Here is a 20326-nt window from a genome sequence, read left to right as displayed (position 1 = left end):
TTGAATCAACAAATTCATATCGATTTTCCAAATAGTATTTCTTTGACCATAAAAAGAGAAGATTTGCTACACCCGTTTGTTTCCGGTAATAAATTTAGAAAACTAAAATACAATTTGCTTCAGGCAAAAGCTGAAGGTCAAGGAACAGTATTGACTTTTGGCGGTGCTTTTTCCAATCATATTGCAGCGGTTGCTTATGCCGGAAAAGAGCAGGGTTTTAAAACAATCGGAGTTATTCGGGGAGAAGAACTTTTGGATAAAATCGAAGAAAATCCAACGTTAAAATTTGCTCAGGAAAACGGAATGCAATTTGAATTTGTTTCCAGAGAAGACTATCGGAATAAAAATGAAATTTTGTTTTTAGAAAACCTAAAACAGCAATTTGGAGATTTCTATCTGGTGCCGGAAGGAGGTACAAATGAGCTGGCTGTAAAAGGCTGTGAAGAGATTTTAACTGCCGATGATACTGCTTTTAATTATGTTTGTTGTGCCGTTGGGACAGGCGGAACTATTTCGGGATTGATAAATAGTGCATCCCCGAATCAGAAAATTTTAGGCTTTCCGGCGTTAAAAGGTGATTTTTTAAAGGATGAAATTCGTATTTTTGTCAAAAATGAGAACTGGGATTTAATTTCTGACTATCATTTTGGAGGATATGGCAAGATAAATTTGGAGTTAATTGAATTTATTAATGCTTTTTTTGAAGAAAATAAAGTGCCTTTAGATCCGGTTTATACAGGAAAGATGGTTTTTGGCGTTATAGATTTAATTCATAAAAACTATTTTCCCGCACATTCAAAAATTTTGCTTATTCACACCGGAGGATTACAGGGAATTGATGGAATGAATTTAAAATTAAAGCAGAAAAAATTACCAATACTAAAAACGAATGTTTAAGAAAATAATAATACTCTTCCTGATTGCTGCGTTGGCAAGCTGTTCTTCCAGCAAACCTGTTATTGCAACAACTAAAAAAGCAGCAGAAATTCAAAGACCGAGAACGGCATCGACAAGAAAAACGCCTAGTTCCAGACCAATTGCGAAAAACCTTTCCAAAAATAACACAAGCGAAGTCATTCAGTCTACTTCAAAAACTGTTGTCACCAGCGATTTAATCAATAATTATGTATTGCAATACAAAGATATTGCGGTAGGTAATATGCAGAAATATGGTATTCCGGCAAGTATTATTCTGGCACAGGGAATTTTAGAATCGGGTGCAGGAAGGGGAGATCTGGCTTTGGAAGCAAATAATCATTTCGGAATAAAATGTCACAAAGACTGGGTGGGAGACAGTGTTCGTCATGACGATGATTCGGCTCAGGAATGTTTCAGAAAATATACAGAACCTTCAGAATCGTATCGGGATCATGCTTTGTTTTTAGTTGGGAAAAACAGATATGCTACGTTGTTTACTTACGAAAAAGACGATTATAAAGCCTGGGCAAAAGGATTACGCGCAGCAGGTTATGCTACAGATCCTAATTATCCCGATAAATTAATCAGTTATATCGAGCGTTACAATCTGCATCAATACGATTGTCAGGTTACCGGTAAGGCCTATACTCCTTTTAATAAATCGGCTCCGGTGAGAAATTCTTCTTCTACGGCAAACTCCAATACAAATTCGGGGTCAAACTCCAATGATCCTTCCTTATATGAAGTGCAAAAAGGCGATACTTTGTATTCGATTTCCAAAAAATTCAACTTATTGGTTGAGGATTTAAAACAAAAAAATAATCTTACTGATAATGCGCTTTCGATAGGGCAGAAGTTGAAAGTGAAATAATTGTCAATCAAAGTGAAAATTTCAGTTGCAGTTTTTATTTTTGCCTTAATTTTAAGTATACGATTATTTTGCGGAGTTTATAATCATGATGAATTTGCAGAGAATCACTTTTTTATAAAACATCGCCCAACTTGGAAATGGAAGTTTTATTCTCCTTTAGGAATGTCAGATAGGAAAATTGAAGAACTTTCAGAAGAAGAACAAATCGAACAAAATTATTTTGATGAGTTTATAAAAGAGCAAAGTTTAAGTTTATAAGAACAGTCAAAAAAACAATCTAAAATCTAAATTCAGAAATCTAAAATATGATTTATAAAAGAAGTAGTCAGCTTTTTGCTGAAGCAGAAAAAGTAATTCCCGGAGGGGTAAATTCGCCAGTGCGCGCTTTTAAAGCCGTTGGGGGAACTCCAATTTTTGTTAAAAGTGCCAAAGGTGCTTATTTGTATGATGAGGATGGAAATAAATTAATCGATTATATCAATTCATGGGGGCCAATGATTTTAGGTCATGCGCATCAGCCTGTTGTGGATGCCGTAATTGAAAAAGCTAAATTAGGAACTTCATTCGGAATGCCAACTGAATTAGAAACAGAAATTGCTGCTTTGGCTGTTTCAATGGTTCCGAATATTGATAAAATTCGTTTTGTAAACTCCGGAACAGAGGCTTGTATGAGTGCTATTCGTCTGGCTCGTGGATTTACAAAAAGAGATAAAATTATAAAATTTGCGGGTTGCTATCACGGGCACTCTGACTCGTTTTTGATTCAGGCCGGAAGTGGTGCTGTGACTTTTGGTTCTCCAAATAGTCCGGGTGTTACAGAAGGAACTGCAAAAGATACTTTGTTGGCAAAATACAATGATTTAGAGAATGTAAAGACTTTAATCGAAGCCAATAAGAACGAAATTGCAGCTATTATTATCGAGCCGGTTGCCGGAAATATGGGATGTATTCCTCCTCAAAATGGTTTCTTGCAAGGTTTGAGAGAGTTATGTACCGCAAACGGAATCTTATTAATTTTTGATGAGGTGATGACGGGCTTCCGTTTGGCTCGTGGTGGTGTTCAGGAATTGTTTAAGGTCGATGCTGATATCGTAACTTTCGGAAAAGTAATTGGTGGTGGTTTGCCTGTTGGGGCTTTCGCTGCACGTGAAGAAATTATGAATTATCTGGCGCCACTTGGTCCGGTTTATCAGGCAGGAACATTATCAGGAAATCCTTTGGCGATGGCTGCAGGATTGGCCATGTTACAGTCATTAAATAATGATCGTGCTATCTTTGATCGTTTAGAAGAAAAAACGGCTTATTTGGAAGCAGGAATCGATAAGGTTTTAAAGGCTAATAATGTAGTGTTTACCATCAACAGAGTGGGATCAATGATCTCTGTTCATTTTGATGCAAACCCTGTGACGGATTTTCAAACAGCAGCAAAGGGAGATAACGAGACTTTCAAAAAATTCTTCCATGGATTAGTGCAGGAAGGTGTTTATATTGCGCCATCTGCTTATGAAACCTGGTTTATTACCGATGCTTTAACCTATGAGGATTTAGATTTTACGATTCAGGCAATTGATAAGGTTTCAAAGACGTTCTAAACCATAGTATTAGAAGTGAAATATACCATAAGGCTTGGCTTTTTAATTAAAGTCAAGCCTTTTTTTTGGAATGACATTTTATTTTTTAACAGTTAATTAAAAGTTAAACTAAATATTAATTCTTAAATATTATCATCAAAAATTATTTTTGTTTATCAAATCACTATTAAATTTACCATTAATGAAGAAATTTTACATTTTTGCTGCAACAACAGTATTTTTACTGTTTCCTGTAAGCCAATTTGCGCAATCCAAAAAAGAGAAATCTAAGAAAGGCGAAGCGGCAGTTGCTCCACCGGAAAAAAAGTCGGAATCAACTATTAAAGAGTATAGTAAAGTCATTACTAAAGATGCCGTTTCTGATGAAGGGCTTTTTACAGTACATAAAGTCGATAAGAAATACTACTTTGAGATTCCGAATAAATACTTAGATAAAGACATGCTCTTAGTAAGCAGGTTGTCTAAAATGCCTTCTAATTTGGGCGGTGGTTATGTAAATGCCGGTTCAGAAACAAATGAACAGCTTATCGTTTGGCAACGTTTTCAGGATAAGATTTTGATTAAATCAAAGTCTTACAATGCTGTTGCAAACGACAGTTTACCGATAAGTATTTCGGTTAAAGCAAACAATTATAATCCTACTTTATTTGCCTTTGACATTGTTTCTTTTAGCAAAGATTCAGCTAATGTAGTTATTGATGTGACTAAATTTTACAGCACTGATGTAAAAGCAATTAGTGGTATATCTCCGGAAATGAGAGAAACCTACAAAGTAAAAGGATTAGACGAATCGAGAAGTTTTGTGAACACAATGAAGAGCTTTCCGATGAATATCGAGGTGGTTCAGGATATGACTTATAATGCATCTAAGCCATCCATGCTGGAAGAAACAGAATCGATTAGTGTTCAGATGAATCAATCTATGATTTTGTTGCCGGAAGTTCCAATGAAACCAAGATTGGCAGATCCGAGAGTGGGATGGTTTACTATGAGTCAATACGATTACGGCAGCAACGAACTAAAATCAGATCTTAAAACCTACATTCGTCGTTGGAGAATGGAGCCTAAAGACCCTGAAGCGTATGCAAGAGGAGAATTGGTTGAACCGGTAAAACCAATTGTATATTATTTGGATCCGGCAACTCCGGAAAAACTTAGAAAATACATTAAACAAGGAATCGAAGAATGGCAAAAACCATTTGAAACGGCCGGGTTTAAAAATGCTATTATAGCCAAAGATGCTCCAACAAAAGAGGAAGATCCCGATTTCAGCCCTGAAGATATTCGATATTCTGTAATACGTTATGTGGCCAGTACAACAAGAAATGCGGTAGGGCCAAGCGTTTCAGACCCTAGAACGGGAGAAATAATAGAGAGTGATGTTATTTGGTATCACAATCATTTGCGTTCGTACAGAAACAGATATTTGCTTGAAACAGGAGCTGCAAACCCATCGGCACGAACATTGCAAACGAGTGATGAGGAAATGGGAGAAATGATGCGAATGGTTATTGCGCACGAAGTAGGACATGCATTAGGTTTTCCGCATAATATGGGAGCAAGTTGTGCTTATGATACCGAAAGCTACAGAAATGGAGATTTTACACAGAAAAATGGTATTGCAGCAAGTATAATGGATTATGCTCGTTACAACTATATTGCGCAACCGGGAGATAAAAATATTCGTTTTATCCGTAAAATGGGAGATTACGATCACTATGCATTAAATTGGGGGTACAGAGTCATTCCTAATGCAAAAACATCAGAAGCGGAACTACCTACCTTAGACAAATGGATTCTGGAAAAAGCAGGAAATCCGGTTTATAAGTACGGGAAACAAAGCAGTTCATTCGACCCTTCTTCCCAGACAGAAGATGTGGGTAACAATTCGATGAAAGCAAGCACGTACGGAATGAAAAACCTGGAATTTGTGGCAGCTCATTTGAATGAATGGACCAGTACTGTTACTAATAATTATGATGATTTAGATGAATTGTATAAAGAATTGTTAGATGTTTGGAGTCGTTATGTAGGGCATGTGGTTACCAATGTTGGAGGTGTTTATGAGAATACTAAAAATCCAAATCAGTCAGGGAATGTTTATGAGGTAGTTCCAAAAGCAAAACAAATAGAAGCAATGAACTGGCTTCAGGCAAACGCTTTTGCTTCTCCAACATGGATTGTAAATGTAAATACGCTTAAAAATACAGATTTTGCAGGTTATACAGAAAGATTTAGAGGGATACAGGTTAGACAGTTGAACAGTTTGCTTAGTTTAGGACGTATCGGAAGGTTAATGGACAATGAAATCCTGGGTGCCGATACTTACAAGGCTTTAGACTTTTTTAAAGACATGCGCAAAGGAATTTGGAAAGAAGCGGGTACAGCAGCTAATGTAACGATTTACAGAAGAAATTTACAACGTGCTTTCATTGACCGAATGGGGTATTTGATGACCGAAGAAATTAAACCAACAGATAGATCAACAGTATACTATAATGTGTCTCAGTCTGATCTTAGGTCTTTAGTTCGTGGTGAATTAAGTGCGTTAAGAAAAACGCTTTCGGTAGCAAAAGCAACAGCTGGGAATACAGAAACAAAATATCATTATGAAGATTGTATCAAAAGAATTGATTTGATATTTAATCCAGTAAAATAGATTTGAGAACAAAAAAAGAGGCTTTTAAGCCTCTTTTTTTATTATTGATTCTCTCTTCTTTCTTTTCTTTTTTCTTTAAATTTTTCCTTGTTTTCTTCTTGTATTGCTTTCCATTTGGAGTATTGGTCGGCGTTTAGAATCGATTTCATTTTGGCGTCATTGGCATCAACTTCGTCTTTCATTTGTTTTCTGAAAGCGGCTTTTTCTTCTGCTGTCCGTTTCATGTTGCTGTCTTTTTTTGCCTGGCGTTCTTCTTTAAAACTTTGTGCTTTGGCACTTCTGTCTGCTAAAAGTTGTTTTACCTGAGTTTGTTGATTCGCATCCAGATTCAGTTCCGATGTTAGTTTTTTTAACTGTTTGTCGTTACGTTGTTCAGGAGTCATTTTTTCTCTTTGTGGCTTAGACGATTGATCCGCATCTTGTGCAAAGCTTATCATTCCGACGAATAATAAAGCTGCGATAAGTAATTTTTTCATAATTTGTTTTTTAAAGGTTATACCCATTAGACTTTATAAGATTTATTAGGTTTAATGGAATGCAAATAATTAGGGTTTATTTAACAAGTTAGGGTTTATTGATTTAAGGGGATGTTTTGAGAAAGTACGGGATTAATTATTAAATTTATGATTGTAAATAAACAATAGATTGATGCCAGAATGTTTAAGTGGTAACAAAATAATTTTTGAGGTTGCTTGAAATAATAACAAGAATATGGTCGTTTTTAAGATTTAAAATCTAGTATTTACTGGCTTTTAATCGAGTATTGTTAATTTAAAAATATAGATATGAGAAATAAAATCTTAATTGCCTGTACGATTCTGGTGCTGTATTCTTGTCAGAATAAAGAAAAACAAGTGAAGGAAAATATCGTTAAAACAATTGCAGAAGATACATTATCAAAAACGGCAACGGGTTCTGCTGCTGTGGGAGATGTTCCTGCGAAAGATGATAAAGCAGTTGAAATGATCAGAAAGCAACTTTTGGTCTTATTGAAAAAAGATCTTAACGTGATGACAAAAGAGGATAGATTCTTTTATTACGATGCTTTTGATTTAAATAACGATAAGAAGAACGAGTACTTTGTTGGTTTTTCCAATTCTTATTTTTGTGGGAGTGGTGGTTGTTCGGGTTATATTCTGAATAATGACGGAAGTGTAATTACCTATTTTACAGTAACGAATTATCCAATTGTTACAGCATCGACTTCTTCAGAAAAATTTCAGGATCTTATCGTTAGCAGTGGCAATGCAGTTCATCTCGTAAAAATGAAAAACGGTAAATACCCTTCAAATCCTTCAGTTCAGGAAGTTTGGAAAGGAAAAACTCCAGAAGGCGCTTATAAAATTTTGGATATTGACTCCGGGAAGTTGGAGAAATATTCGTTTTAAAATAAAAAATAAACCCGACAGGTTTTTAAAACCTGTCGGTTTAAATCGTATAAAAAATTATTTTAAAAGTTTTTTTAGTACTTTCGGATTTTGACGATTATCCCAAAAAGCCATTATAATCAATTCATCCGAAGTTGTTTTGTAGAAAATATTGTAATGCCCCAAAGTTGATGTTCGAATATCAGAAATAGTCGTTTGAATAAAAGTCTCGGGGTTATTAGCGAGAAAAAGTGTCCTGTTCGAAATTTCTACAATTAGTTTTCTCGAGTAAGAAGTTGATTTGTTTCTTTTAGTCCAATAAATTAATATTTTTCTTCTTTGAAGGACAGCAGTAGCAGTCCATTTTATTTTGAGAGCCACTCTAAATCTTCTTTGTCCAAATCTTCTTGTGATATGACTCTGTTGTATTTTAAATCTTCTTCACTTTCATTCAGCATATCAATTTCATAGTCTTCGAGCTGATAGGTTTCGGAAGGATCTGCGCTTTTTAGAATATTTCTGATCTTTTCCAGTAGACATATATCTTCGATGTTTTTTAACTTGTTAAATATTTCAAGTTTAATCTCTGAAGTGTTCATAACGATTTGATTTTGAATAATCAAAGGTAGATAAAATTAATAAAAAACCCGACAGATTTTTAAAACCTGTCGGGTTTGAATTTATATTTAAATAAAAAACTATTCTACCAATTCCACCATTTTAAATTCACCTTCAACGGCAACTTTGGTCAAACTATGTTTAGATAAATTTTTCATGGAGGCATCCCATTTTTTACCGCTTAAATTGGCAGCAACTTTAAGTTGGGCTAATTCCATTTTATTCTCGTTACCTTTTAATAAAGTAATAATCACTTTTTCTTCATCAGATAATTCAATCTGAGCCAGTTTTTTCTCCGGACGCATCTGCGGGAACAATAAAACCTCCTGAATAGACACATTATTAGTCAGATACATCATCAAACGGTCCATTCCAATTCCCATTCCTGAAGTTGGTGGCATACCATATTCAAGAGCTCTTAAGAAATCTTCATCGATAATTCCGTTTGCTTCGTCATCTCCTTTTTCAGACAAACGCATTTGGTCTTCAAAACGCTCTCTTTGATCAATTGGATCGTTTAATTCAGAATAAGCATTTGCTACTTCTTTACCACAAATCATTAACTCAAAACGCTCTGTTAACTCAGGATTGTCGCGGTGTTCTTTACACAACGGAGACATTTCTTTAGGATAATCAGTAATGAAAGTTGGTTGGATGTAATTTCCTTCACATTTTGCTCCAAAAATTTCATCAATCAATTTTCCTTTCCCCATTGTTTTATCAACGTCAATCCCCATTCCTCTTGCAGCCTCGTAAAGTTCCTCTTCCGATTTACCCGAAATATCAAAACCGGTAAAATGTTTGATAGAATCAGTCATGGTAACACGAGCATAAGGCGCTTTAAAGTTAATGGTATGTTCTCCAAAAACTACGTCAGAGCTGCCATTAACAGCAACAGCACAATGCTCCAGAAGATCTTCGGCAAAGTTCATCATCCAGTTGTAGTCTTTGTAGGCTACATATATTTCCATAGCGGTAAATTCCGGGTTATGTGTTCTGTCCATTCCTTCGTTACGGAAGTTTTTAGAAAACTCATAAACACCTTCAAATCCACCAACGATTAATCTTTTTAAATACAATTCGTTTGCAATACGCATGTAAAGCGGAATGTCAAGCGAATTATGGTGTGTGATAAACGGACGAGCCGCAGCACCACCGGCAATGGGTTGTAAAACCGGAGTTTCAACCTCAAGATAACCCGCACCGTTAAAAAAGTCACGCATTGCGTTAAACAATTTCGTACGTTTTACAAAAGTTTCTTTTACATTTTGGTTTACCGTCAAATCTACGTAACGCATTCTATAACGCAATTCAGCATCATTAAAAGCATCGTGTACATTTCCGTCTTCATCTGTTTTTGGTAAAGGAAGCGGACGTAATGTTTTACTCAAAAAAGTAAATCCGTCTACACGAATACATTGCGCACCCACTTTAGTAGTAAACAATTCTCCTTCAATACCAATAAAATCTCCCAAATCGGTCAATTTTTTAAAAACCGTATTGTATAAAGTTTTGTCGTCACCTTCGCATAAAACATCACGATTTACGTACAATTGTATACGTCCTTCGCTATCCTGCAATTCGGCAAAACAAGCTTTTCCCTGATCTCTCACACTCATCAAACGTCCGGCAACGATCACCTTTTTACCTTCTTCAAATGACTCCTTTATTTGCTTTGAAGTATGATTTACAGGAAAAAGATTAGCAGGATAAGGATTGATTCCTAAGTTGCGTAAGTTTTGAAGTTTTTCTCTTCGGATGATTTCTTGTTCAGATAAGGCCATTATATACTGTTTTTTAAGTGTGCAAAGATAGTTAATTTTGAAAAAATGACACTTTCAAATTTTGAAAATAATTCCAGTTTTTTCAGAAGCAGCATAATCCGGTTTTTCAGAGCCTTTTGTCCCGCTATTCGCTGTATCTTTTCCCGGCTAAAGAAGCCGGAAAAAGGATGCCGCTGCTATCGGGGCTAAACCAGAAATTTAGTTACTTATGTCATAAACAAAATATAAAACAATTGAAAAGAATTCAACTAAAAAACTCAGTACCTTAGCACCTCAAAACCTCAGAGCCTTTTAAAAAAAATGACAAAATTACTTGCCTTTTTGGGACTATTTCTTCTTTTAAGTTGCCAGATTACCGAAACCATAAATCTAAACCAGGACGGAAGCGGTACGATAGAAACCACAGCAATTCGTGACGAGCACAGTTATATGCAATTGGCAGGTGAACAGTATTCAAAAGAAGAAATATTTCGGGATACTACTTATGTTTTTCAGGATTATATCACAAAATATGCTGAGAATTTTGCTAAACTTCCTGCTTCTGAAAAAGCTATTTTTAATCAGTACAAGGGGGTTAAAGTACATCTCAAAGAAAGTTCTTTCGAGAAAGAAGTCAAAAACACATTTACCTATAATTTTAGCAAAGTAGAAGCTATTCCGGATTTACATAAAACGACTGAATATGCTGATGATTTGAAACATAACTATGCATTAAGTGCTGAGGAACATTATTACCATGTGAGTTTTACTTTTGACGGGACTACTTTTAAAAGAGTTGTAAAAATTACAAACCCGGAGGAGTTAAAGAAAAAACAAGAGCAGGTTGAGAAGTTTAAAACAAAAAATTCCGGTTTTAAATTAGTACAAACCTATACGCTGGAGTATCATTTTCCCCGGGAAATAAAATCGGTTTCTAATGAAAAGGCAATTGTCAGCCCTGATAAAAAGTCATTAAAGCTGGTTTTACAGCTTTCGGATTGTCTGCAAAATCCTGAACTGTCAAATCTTGAAATAGTCATTGAAAAATAAAATTAATTTAATAAATATATAGAATAAGAATATGAGAAAAATTGTGATTTGTTTATTTGTCGTTTTCGCTATGACGAGTTGTACGCTTAAGGAAAAAATGGTTATGAATGAAGATGGTTCAGGAACTTTTTCGTACGGATTCGATATGTCTCCCATGTTTAAAATGGGGCTAAAAAAGACGGATTCAACAAAAGTTCAAAAAGTAGTCGACACCTCTTTTACTTTCAAAGACGTACTAAATAAAATAGAAGACAGTATTGCCAAATCACCCACTGCGGACAAAGAAAAAATCGAGGCTCTGAAGAAAGAAAAAGAGCAACTTAAAGTATTGGAGAATTTTAAAGTTAGTATCAATATTAACGAAGAAAAAAAGCAGTTCGAATATACCTTGGCATTTGATTTTCCAAGTATGAGCGGTTTTCAGAATCTTACCTCTCCTGCTGAAGGATTAGAAGCCCTGGCATTGACAGATAAAAAAAGATTGGGAGCTCTGAGTGCTGTGCCTAAACCGGAAGAGAAATCTAACACGACTGTTTTTTATGACGGTAAGGTTTTTATTAAAACAGTTACTCCATCTAAAGAGAGTAAAAATAATAAGAAGAAAAAAGAAAAAAAGAAAGAAAAAGCAGATGATCCGTTCTCAAAAAAAATGGAAGATATGTTTAAAGAGTGTAAATATGTTGCCGAATATCATTTTCCGAAAAAAATTAAAACAATTTCAATTAAAAATGCCGTAATAGCGCAGGACAGAAAAAGTTTTGTTGTTGAAATTCCGTTACAGGACCCTCAAAACAGCAGCGCAGATTTTGGCTTTAAAGTCGAATTCGAACAATAGCTTTCGCTTTAAAACCGATAAAAAAATCAAGAATTAAACGACAGAGCAATTCAAATTAGACTTCGTATCTTTGATAAAAAATAAACCACAATGAAATTATACAAATTACTTAGTTTTTCTTTTTTATTGGCAACACTTACAAGTTGTACTTTCACAGAAAATATTTATGTAAATGACAATGGCACCGGGAAATTTTCTGTAGATCTCGACGGTTCTTCTTTAATGGCTATGGCAGGTGATCAAATAGGAAGTCAAATGGGAGCGGAGGCTAAAAAAGAGATCGATTCTTCCTTTACTTTCAAACAGTTATTTGAAGCTAAAAAAGACAGTATTGCGAAGCTTTCTCCGGAAACGCAGAAAGAGTTGAAAAAATTAGAAAATTTTGTAGTTCGCACTAAAATGAGCCCGGAAAAAAAAGAGTTTTTGATGACATTTTCGAATGATTTCAAAAATGTAAGTGAGTTACAGGATATATTACAAACGTTAGGAACCTTTCAGAAGTTAGAGAAAGGCGGAGCCGCTGCAACTCCTTTTGGAAGTGATTTTGGGAACAATAACAGTAAATTAAGTTATTCTTACGACGGGAAAAAGTTTATTCGTAAAGCTATAATCGATAAGCAAAAATTAGCAGCAGTAGTAAAAGACAGTGCTACAGACATGTCTAAAATGATTTTCTCATCCTCTAATTACATTTTAAAATATCATTTTCCGAAAAAGATTAAAAAAGTATCCAATCCGGATGCCTTATTTAGTGAAGATCGAAAAACAATTACCATTCAATACCCTTTTACGGATTATATGGAGAATCCTGAAAAACTGAACTTCGAGGTTGAGTTTGAAAAATAATATAAAATGAATAAAAAAATTCAACTTCAAGATTTAGGAAGCAAAGATTATAAAGCGACTTGGGAATATCAGGAAGAGCTTTTTAAAGGTATTGTCGATTTAAAGATCAGAAACAGAAGGGAAGAACTCGATTTGCCGACGCCAAATTATTTGCTTTTTGTAGAGCACCCGCATGTGTACACTTTGGGTAAAAGTGGCGATTTTGAAAATTTGCTGCTAAACGAAAAACAATTGGAAGCTAAAGGAGCAACGTTTTACAAAATCAATCGTGGTGGTGACATCACCTATCACGGACCCGGTCAGATTGTGGGTTATCCGATTTTAGATCTGGAGAATTTCTTTTCCGATATCCATAAATACTTGCGTTTTCTGGAGGAATCTGTTATTTTGACATTGGCAGAATATGGTTTGAAATCCGGGCGCAGTGATGGAGAAACCGGAGTCTGGTTAGATGTTGGAACTCCGTTTGCGCGAAAAATTTGTGCACTTGGTGTGCGCGCTTCACGTTGGGTTACCATGCACGGATTTGCCTTAAATGTCAATGTGGATTTAGGGTATTTTGATAATATTATTCCATGTGGAATTCGCGGAAAAGGGGTCACTTCTTTAAACGTAGAATTAGGCGTGGAGAAAGTCGATGAAGCGGAAGTGAAAGCGAAAATCTTAAAACATCTGACTACTTTGTTTGAAACCGAATTTATTTAATACTATACTATTTTAAAGAGAAAAAAAGATGAGAAATTCTGAAGAAAACAACAATTATAAAATGGCTGTTCCTTCAGAATTTCAATCTGTTTTTTCTCATTTTTATTTTGCAGAAAACAAAACAGAGCATCCTGTAACGAAAACTTTAATGCCCGGCTTTCAGACTATACTGGTGTTTATTTTCGGTGCAAAAGTCTCTTTAAAGTCACAGCAAAATAATACTCTTGAAACCGAAAAATGTCTTGTTTTAGGACCTATAAAACAGGCTTTTGATTATACTTTGGCTCCAGATTCTGAGATTCTTGTTGCCAATTTTAAAGAAGATGCATTTTATAGATTCTTCGGAAAAGTGCTTGCGAAAAATTCTTCGCCCATACATCCGGATGTTTTAATTTCCGACAATTGTTTTACCGTTTTATGGGAAGAGTTGCAGCGAATTCCCGATGTGAAAGATCGTGTAACTTATATCTTGGCGTTTTGCAAACCTTACTTAAAAAAACAAAATGAAATTGCGATGCTTTTAGCTGATTTTAAAGAGCAGGCATTAAACCCAATAAAAGCAATTGCATCCAAAACCAATCAGACAGAACGTAACATTCAGCTCAATCAAAAGAAATCTTTTGGTTATACTATCAAAGAAATCAATCGTTACGAACGTTTTTTAAAAGCGGTTGAGCACATTCAAAAAAGTGGGGAGACTACCGAAAAAGTAGACTGGCTTGCCATTGTAGAAGAATGTAGCTATTACGATCAAAGTCAGCTTATTCATGATTTTAAATATTATATGAATATTTCGCCAACAAAATTCTTAAAATTCCAGCAGGATATTTGCGGTTTTAAGGCCAAATAATTTTTATCAAATTCCGCTTTTCGTTTTCTTACAATTGGTACTCCTTCTTCTCCTCTACATTTGTCATGTTCAATCTTAAAAACATAGAAAACATGAGAAATTTAATCATTTATGCACATCCAAATTCAGATAGTTTAAATCATTTTTTTAAACAGGTTATTGTCGAAAGTCTTCAGGAATCAGGGCAGGAGGTTGAGGTTCGCGATTTAAATCAGATCGATTTTAACCCCGTTCTTTCTTTAGAAGACATAAAGGGACAACGAACAGGGAAAGTGGCCTTAGAAGTGCAAAAAGAGCAGGATTTTATAAGCTGGGCAGATCAGATCATTTTTGTTTATCCGATTTGGTGGGCGGGAATGCCGGCAATAATGAAAGGATATATTGATCGCGTTTTTAGTTATGGATTTGCTTACCGATACGATCAGGGAGTTCAGAAGGGATTGTTTACCGGGAAGAAGGCAATTATTGTAAATTCACATGGAAAATCGAAAGCAGAGTATGAGGCAATAGGAATGGATAAAGCTTTGGCCTTAACTTCTGATACAGGGGTTTTTACGTATTGCGGACTTGAAATTCAACAACATTTTTATTTTGATAAATCAGACAGAGCCACTTTGGAGAATGTTGCGGAATGGGAGAGTCAGTTAAAATCTCTTTTAATAGAAAATACAATAGCAGTCTAATTTGTTATATTTCTGTTTAATAGTGATTTAAGACAATTTTTTTAAATAATTTTAGTTATCTTTTTTAGAGACCTAAAAACCAATTATTATTTCTAAAACCTAAGAAAGTATGCAAAATGTAATCACAGATCTATCGCGATTTATGGAGTTTAATGAGACAGAAAGTATCGCTTTTAGAAATATACTTAGACTAAAAAAAGTTAAAAAAAACCAGCATCTTTTAGTGGAAGGCGAAGTTTGTAATTTCGGAGTTTTTGTCGCGGAAGGTTGTATTCGTTATTATTATTTGGTTGATGGAGTAGAATCTACAGGAAATTTTTTCTTTGAGAATGATTGGTATTCGGATTTTGAAAGTTTTTTATACGGTAAACCATCGAGAATAAATATTGAGGCTCTGGAAGATTGTGTGTTTTATTTGGCATACAAACATGATTTTGAGAAATTGGTAGCAGAATATCCGGTTTTTAATTCTTTTTTGCGTGTCATGATGGAAAGAACGATAAAAGGGTTAACAGGAAGGAATATGGCGATGTCATTGTTGTCGCATGAGGAGCGTTACTTGAAATTTATTAAATATTGCCCCAAAGTGGTAGAGAGAGTTTCTTTAAAGCATATTGCCAGTTATTTGGGGATAAAACCCGAGAGTTTAAGCCGGATCAGAACCCGATTAACACTTAATAGTAAAATCTTAACTTAAGTCAATTTTTAAGAAATTTCGCCGCTCTATTTTTGCTTTAATAACTGTAAAGCAAAATAAAAATGAAACGTATATTCCTGATTATTTTTGGTCTTTTTGGCCTTGTTTCTTATGCTCAAACCGGAGCTGTAAAAGGAAAAATAATTGACAAACAATCTGAAAAACCTTTAGTTGGAGCTGTTGTTTCTTTAGTTGGAAATGAAAGTATTGAAGCGGTAACGGATAGTAATGGTAACTTTAAATTATTGAATATTCCGATTGGAAGACAAAATCTGACAATCAGTTTTACGGGTTACGAAAATACTTCCGTTTCGGATCTTGATGTAACTACCGGAAAAGATAATTTGCTGACTATCTCGATGACTGAAAAGTTTAATACGCTAGACGAAATCGTGGTCTCTTCAGGTTCCGGCAAAGCCAAAGCAATCAACAAAATGGCATTAGTTTCAACCAAACAATTTACTACCGAAGAGGTAAATCGATATGCCGGAGGAAGAAGCGATGTTGCCCGTCTGGTTTCTAATTTTGCCGGAGTTTCTACAGGAGATGATAGTCGAAACGATATTGTAGTTCGCGGAAATTCCCCGTCGGGAATGTTGTGGCGAATAGAAGGTATGCCCGTTCCGAGTCCAAATCACTTTTCGACCTTGGGAACAACCGGAGGTCCAATTTCGGCATTAAATCCCAATCTTTTAGCTAATTCTGACTTTCTGACTTCAGCTTTTCCCGCTGAGTATGGTAACGCGATCAGTGGTGTTTTTGATCTTAGTTTCCGAAAAGGGAATCCCGATAATTATGAGTATATGATTAGTGCAGGGGCTTATCCCGGTGTAGAGTTTATGGCCGAGGGGCCATTAGGAAAAAAGGGAGGTTCATTTTTGGCTTCGGCCAGATATGGTTTTGTAGGTGTTTTGGGATTGGCAGGAACAGATGCGCAACCTAATTATCAGGATATTAGTTTTAATGTTGATTTGGGGAAAAGCAAAATTGGAAACTTTTCTGTTTTCGGAATTTACGGGACTTCAGATATTGATTTTTTAGGGAGTAAAATAGATAAGGAAGACCCTTTTGCAGCGCAGGATGAGGATGCTTTTGTGAAGTCCGGATTCGCCTCTTTGGGAGTAAAACATAATTTAGAACTTGGAGAACGATCCTATTTAAAAACGATTATTGGCGCGTCTAATGCCGAGAACTCCTACCGAAATGACCGCTATTATGGTTTTCAAACGCCTAATGAAAACAAATTGCGCTTCACAGACATCAAGAATTCCGAAAACAGAGTTACGTTTTCAACTTTGTTTAATTCTAAAATAAACAAGAAAACAACATTCAGAGCGGGTTTGCTTTTTGAACATTATAATCTCGATGCCAAAATGGCTTCCCGCGACAGGCAGCAAGATTCAGATGGGGATGGATATGCTGATTTTGTTCAGGTTATCGATAATAATGGCAGTTACAATATTATTCAGCCTTTTGCTCAAGGGCAGTTTCGATTGACCGAAAAGCTGACTTTTAATGCAGGTATTCACGGGCAGTATTTTTCGATCAATAAAGAATTTGCTTTTGAGCCCAGAACAGCTTTATCTTATGCAGTAAATCCCCGAAACACATTTAGTTTTGGTTTTGGAATACATCACCAAAGTGTGCCGGCTCCTATTTTGTTCCTGAATGAATTTGTAGGTGGAAATCAGGTACAGACAAATAAAAATCTGGATTTAGTAGAGAGTAAACATTATGTCTTAGGCTACGATGTGCGATTGGCTAAAAAATGGAGAGGAAAAGTAGAGGTGTATTATCAGGATATTAATAAAGCGGCTGTACAGTCTTTTCCAAGTAGTTATTCTTCCTTAACGGAAGGAGCAGACTTTGGTTATTCAATTGATAAAACTTCGCTGATCAGTAGAGGAAAAGGACACAATCAGGGAATCGAATTTACGGTCGAAAAATTCTTTAGTGAAGGATATTATGCTTTATTTACCAGCTCGTTTTTTGAGAGCAAATATAAAGGCAGTGATGGCATCGAGCGAAATTCTCCGTTTAATAATGGTTATGTAATTAATCTTTTAGGCGGAAAAGAATTTAGAATTGGAAAGGCGAAGAAAAATGTTTTCTCAATTGATACCAAGTTTACCACTGCAGGCGGACGTTATTATACACCGGTCGATTTAGTAGCATCAAACGATGCGGGTTATGAAATCAGAGATGATGCTCATGCCTTTAGCAAACAGTACGATCCGTATTTGAGGTTGGATATTAAGTTTGGAATCAAATTCAACAGCAAAACGAAAAAAAGGTTTCATCAGTTCTATATCGATTTTCAAAACGTAACCAATCATACCAATATTTTTACTAAAGAATACAACCGATTGACCAATAGTGTTAATCAAAAAGATCAAATTGGATTTTCACCGGATTTCGGATATAAATTTCAATTTTAAAATTTTTTAGCAGGTATAAAAAAATGGAAGCAAAAACTTTTTTGCTTCCATTTTTAGTTTTAGGGATAGTCAGCTGTTGGATGTAATTTTTTTTTAACACATAGAAATATAGTTTTGAGAGCGAAAAAAGGCATTTCACTTATTTAAAACCTCATAGATTAACTATGTGATAGAAATGTGTTTCTCTTTTTGTACTCTTTTTTATAGATATAGCCTATGTTTCTATGTGTTAAGTATAATTTTATTAATTGTACCCAACGGTTAATAATTTTAAAGTTTTACAATTTCAACTCTGCGATTTTTTGCTTTGTTTTCTTCACTGGTATTATCGGCAATAGGTTTATCAGCTCCCCAGCCTTTTGTTTGTAATCTTGCTGCACTTATTCCTTTAGAAGTTAATGCTGTTTTTACTGCATTTGCTCTGTCTTCGGAAAGTTTTTTATTGCGTGCAGGAACACCGCTGTTGTCGGTATGACCTTCAATAGCAATTTTGAGATTGGGATTGCTCGTTAATAATTTCTGGATTTCATCGACAATTGATAACGATTCTGTTTTTATAGTGGCTTTATCCGTGTCGAAATTAATGTACAATGCGATATGACCTTTTGTCTCAAGTTCTTTTTTTATTGCATCTGCTTTGATAAGAGAAGCGGTCATTTTAAATGGTTTTGTTTCCAGAATCATCCATCCGGCCGAAACAGCATCATCACCCGGAGTTAGTTGTACCCAAATATTTTTGTCAGCACGACGAATCAGATAAGTTGTGGTGACGGCATTTGCTATAAAGCCATAACCGTTCATATATTTTATACGGTTGTTTTCTGGAAGTGTATGAGAGGAATCTACAGGAACTTTCATTTCAGATACTTTTACACCATCCACACTTTTAATGATCTCTTCTAAATTTCGTGCTACTTCAAGATCGCTATATGATTTTCCTTCTTTGGCAGTAATTCGGGCATAAAAGATTTTTCCTTCCGGTTTTTCAAAATGGTCTTTTACCCAAAAATAAGCAACGTCAAAATCAGCGGTATTGTTTTTGGGAGTGCCTTCGTAATTTTCAGGCAGATTGAAATAAGGAAAGGCACCAAGAGTTCGGTCAGAAATGGGAACCGAATTAATATCGAATTTACTGGCCGAAGTTTTTACAGCAGCTTCGGGAGAGGTTGGGGCAGCGACCAGAGAATCTGTGTTGTCTGTCGTGTCATTCTGTTTTTTGTTGGAATTGCAGGCAAGGGTTATGCAGGCAATTAGGGCTAAGGTTAAGGTTTTGATTTTCATATTGGTTCGTTTTTTGAAAATCAAATATACTAAACCGATCAGATTTTAACAAAAATATAAGGCTTTAAATTTGCTGTTTTTATGATGTAATTATTTAGTAAAGTGTTAGTTAGTGTTAAGGGTGTTTGCTGTCTTTCTATTTTTTTTGAGCTTTTTTGAGCAATGTTTTTGCTTAAGTTCTTGCACTTGCTATACGGACTGGTAAAGGTTCTGTTCTTAAAACAGTTCCAATTGATCGGGCAGTAATCTGAAAGACATTCGATGGTATTTGGTTGGGCCGTATTTTTTAATGGCTTCGCGGTGTTCTTTAGTCGGATACCCTCTGTTCTTTTTCCAATTGTACATCGGGAACTCTTCATGAATCTGATCCATATATTCGTCGCGATAGGTTTTGGCCAACACAGAGGCGGCAGCGATACTTAAGAATTTAGAATCTCCTTTTATTATACTTTGATTTGGAATTGATTTCAACAATTCGATCTCCGTTTTAGAAAATTGTTTTCCGAAATTGTTTTTTAAACCCAGTTTGGCATTCAGAGCACGATTACCATCGACAATAATAAATTCAGGAGTCTGATTTAATTTTAAGATGCATTCCTGCATGCCTTTCATCGAAGCATTCAGAATGTTTATTTCATCAATCTCTTTCGGGTGTAAATGTGTTACAGAAAAACAAATGGCTTGTTGTTCTATAATAGGTTTTAGTTTTTCTCTGATTTTTTCAGATAATTGCTTACTGTCATTTAAAACAGAATTAGTAAAGTCAAGAGGTAAAATTACAGCAGCAGCAGTTACGGGACCAGCCAAACAACCTCTTCCGGCTTCGTCTGTACCGGTTTCGAAAGTAAATCCTGAGAAATTTTTTTCAAGCATTTTGATATTTTTTTTCTATGGCAAATATTGCAATTTTTTTTAAAAAATCTTTTACAAGTAATGTTGGGATTTGGTAAAAAGGGCAAAAGTGTAAGTTGTTGGTTTTGAGTAGTGTATAAGTGATGGTTTTTAATACAGCACTATAGAACGTGTTTTTAAATTGTTAATTTTTGTTTTTTTATAAATGAAATAATGTTAATATTTAGGGTATAATCTTGTGAAAAGTATGTATAATGGGCTTTTTTTATGGTCAATATTGTTGTATTGTTAAACGATGTAG

The 20326-nt window shown here is 35.2% G+C and carries 20 protein-coding genes; 14 read left to right on the top strand and 6 right to left on the bottom strand.

The annotated features are described in order from the left end of the window. From G3A47_RS02365 to G3A47_RS02345, 5 genes are all read left to right on the top strand, one after another. Positions 1 to 897 carry a 1-aminocyclopropane-1-carboxylate deaminase/D-cysteine desulfhydrase gene (locus G3A47_RS02365; protein ID WP_166920043.1) on the top strand — a complete coding sequence of 299 codons (897 nt, stop codon included), beginning with the start codon at positions 1 to 3 and terminating at the stop codon, positions 895 to 897. After that, positions 890 to 1789 (top strand): glucosaminidase domain-containing protein, encoded by a 900-nt coding sequence (locus G3A47_RS02360; RefSeq protein WP_166920041.1) that lies wholly within the window; start codon positions 890 to 892, stop codon positions 1787 to 1789. The genes G3A47_RS02365 and G3A47_RS02360 overlap by 8 nt, the downstream gene beginning before the upstream one ends. Further along, entirely contained in the window at positions 1790 to 2047 is a 258-nt protein-coding gene (locus G3A47_RS02355; protein ID WP_166920039.1) for a hypothetical protein, read from the top strand. 47 nt (positions 2048 to 2094) lie between these two features. After that, positions 2095 to 3381 (top strand): glutamate-1-semialdehyde 2,1-aminomutase, encoded by a 1287-nt coding sequence (hemL, locus tag G3A47_RS02350; RefSeq protein WP_166920037.1) that lies wholly within the window; start codon positions 2095 to 2097, stop codon positions 3379 to 3381. A gap of 181 nt (positions 3382 to 3562) precedes the next feature. Continuing rightward, a complete protein-coding gene (locus G3A47_RS02345) occupies positions 3563 to 6040 on the top strand; it encodes a zinc-dependent metalloprotease (protein WP_166920035.1) in 2478 nt (825 codons plus the stop codon). Between the two features lie 41 nt (positions 6041 to 6081). Here the strand turns inward: G3A47_RS02345 and G3A47_RS02340 are convergent, their stop codons facing one another. Then, positions 6082 to 6516, bottom strand: coding sequence for a hypothetical protein (locus G3A47_RS02340; protein ID WP_166920033.1), 435 nt, complete (start codon positions 6514 to 6516; stop codon positions 6082 to 6084). Positions 6517 to 6825: 309 nt separating this feature from the next. Here G3A47_RS02340 and G3A47_RS02335 point away from each other — a divergent pair, with 309 nt between their 5' ends. Beyond that, positions 6826 to 7428 carry a hypothetical protein gene (locus G3A47_RS02335; protein ID WP_166920031.1) on the top strand — a complete coding sequence of 201 codons (603 nt, stop codon included), beginning with the start codon at positions 6826 to 6828 and terminating at the stop codon, positions 7426 to 7428. Between the two features lie 57 nt (positions 7429 to 7485). Here the strand turns inward: G3A47_RS02335 and G3A47_RS02330 are convergent, their stop codons facing one another. The 3 genes from G3A47_RS02330 to lysS form a co-directional block, all read right to left on the bottom strand. Beyond that, positions 7486 to 7788, bottom strand: a complete 303-nt coding sequence (locus G3A47_RS02330; RefSeq protein WP_166920029.1) for a type II toxin-antitoxin system RelE/ParE family toxin — start codon at positions 7786 to 7788, stop codon at positions 7486 to 7488. Further along, a complete protein-coding gene (locus tag G3A47_RS02325) occupies positions 7773 to 8006 on the bottom strand; it encodes a hypothetical protein (RefSeq protein ID WP_166920028.1) in 234 nt (77 codons plus the stop codon). The genes G3A47_RS02330 and G3A47_RS02325 overlap by 16 nt, the downstream gene beginning before the upstream one ends. A gap of 99 nt (positions 8007 to 8105) precedes the next feature. Next, positions 8106 to 9809, bottom strand: a complete 1704-nt coding sequence (gene lysS, locus G3A47_RS02320; protein ID WP_166920026.1) for a lysine--tRNA ligase — start codon at positions 9807 to 9809, stop codon at positions 8106 to 8108. A 300-nt stretch (positions 9810 to 10109) separates the two neighbouring features. Between lysS and G3A47_RS02315 the strand changes: the two genes are divergently transcribed. From G3A47_RS02315 to G3A47_RS02280, 8 genes are all read left to right on the top strand, one after another. After that, positions 10110 to 10838, top strand: coding sequence for a hypothetical protein (locus G3A47_RS02315; RefSeq protein ID WP_166920024.1), 729 nt, complete (start codon positions 10110 to 10112; stop codon positions 10836 to 10838). 31 nt (positions 10839 to 10869) lie between these two features. Then, positions 10870 to 11673, top strand: coding sequence for a hypothetical protein (locus G3A47_RS02310; protein ID WP_166920022.1), 804 nt, complete (start codon positions 10870 to 10872; stop codon positions 11671 to 11673). 90 nt (positions 11674 to 11763) lie between these two features. Further along, positions 11764 to 12519 (top strand): hypothetical protein, encoded by a 756-nt coding sequence (locus tag G3A47_RS02305; RefSeq protein WP_166920020.1) that lies wholly within the window; start codon positions 11764 to 11766, stop codon positions 12517 to 12519. Positions 12520 to 12525: 6 nt separating this feature from the next. After that, positions 12526 to 13224, top strand: coding sequence for a lipoyl(octanoyl) transferase LipB (gene lipB, locus G3A47_RS02300; RefSeq protein ID WP_166920018.1), 699 nt, complete (start codon positions 12526 to 12528; stop codon positions 13222 to 13224). A gap of 28 nt (positions 13225 to 13252) precedes the next feature. After that, positions 13253 to 14074: a helix-turn-helix transcriptional regulator gene (locus G3A47_RS02295; RefSeq protein WP_166920016.1), complete on the top strand. Its 822-nt coding sequence runs from the start codon at positions 13253 to 13255 to the stop codon at positions 14072 to 14074. Between the two features lie 92 nt (positions 14075 to 14166). Next, positions 14167 to 14757, top strand: a complete 591-nt coding sequence (locus tag G3A47_RS02290) for an NAD(P)H-dependent oxidoreductase (RefSeq protein ID WP_166920014.1) — start codon at positions 14167 to 14169, stop codon at positions 14755 to 14757. Positions 14758 to 14866: 109 nt separating this feature from the next. Then, positions 14867 to 15454, top strand: a complete 588-nt coding sequence (locus G3A47_RS02285) for a Crp/Fnr family transcriptional regulator (protein WP_166920012.1) — start codon at positions 14867 to 14869, stop codon at positions 15452 to 15454. A gap of 62 nt (positions 15455 to 15516) precedes the next feature. Beyond that, positions 15517 to 17892 carry a TonB-dependent receptor gene (locus tag G3A47_RS02280; protein ID WP_166920010.1) on the top strand — a complete coding sequence of 792 codons (2376 nt, stop codon included), beginning with the start codon at positions 15517 to 15519 and terminating at the stop codon, positions 17890 to 17892. Positions 17893 to 18162: 270 nt separating this feature from the next. Here G3A47_RS02280 and G3A47_RS02275 read toward each other — a convergent pair whose 3' ends face one another. Together G3A47_RS02275 and G3A47_RS02270 are read right to left on the bottom strand one after the other, a co-directional pair. Then, a complete protein-coding gene (locus G3A47_RS02275) occupies positions 18163 to 19173 on the bottom strand; it encodes an OmpA family protein (protein WP_166920008.1) in 1011 nt (336 codons plus the stop codon). A 216-nt stretch (positions 19174 to 19389) separates the two neighbouring features. Then, complete coding sequence (locus G3A47_RS02270; RefSeq protein ID WP_166920006.1) at positions 19390 to 20046, bottom strand: ribonuclease HII; 657 nt, start codon at positions 20044 to 20046, stop codon at positions 19390 to 19392. Between the last annotated feature and the right edge of the window lie 280 nt (positions 20047 to 20326).

The sequence above is a fragment of the Flavobacterium poyangense genome (assembly GCF_011751075.1).
Lineage (GTDB): Bacteria > Bacteroidota > Bacteroidia > Flavobacteriales > Flavobacteriaceae > Flavobacterium > Flavobacterium poyangense.
The sequence above is the reverse complement of the archived record's forward strand: the minus strand, read 5'-3'. Positions and strand labels throughout refer to the sequence as shown.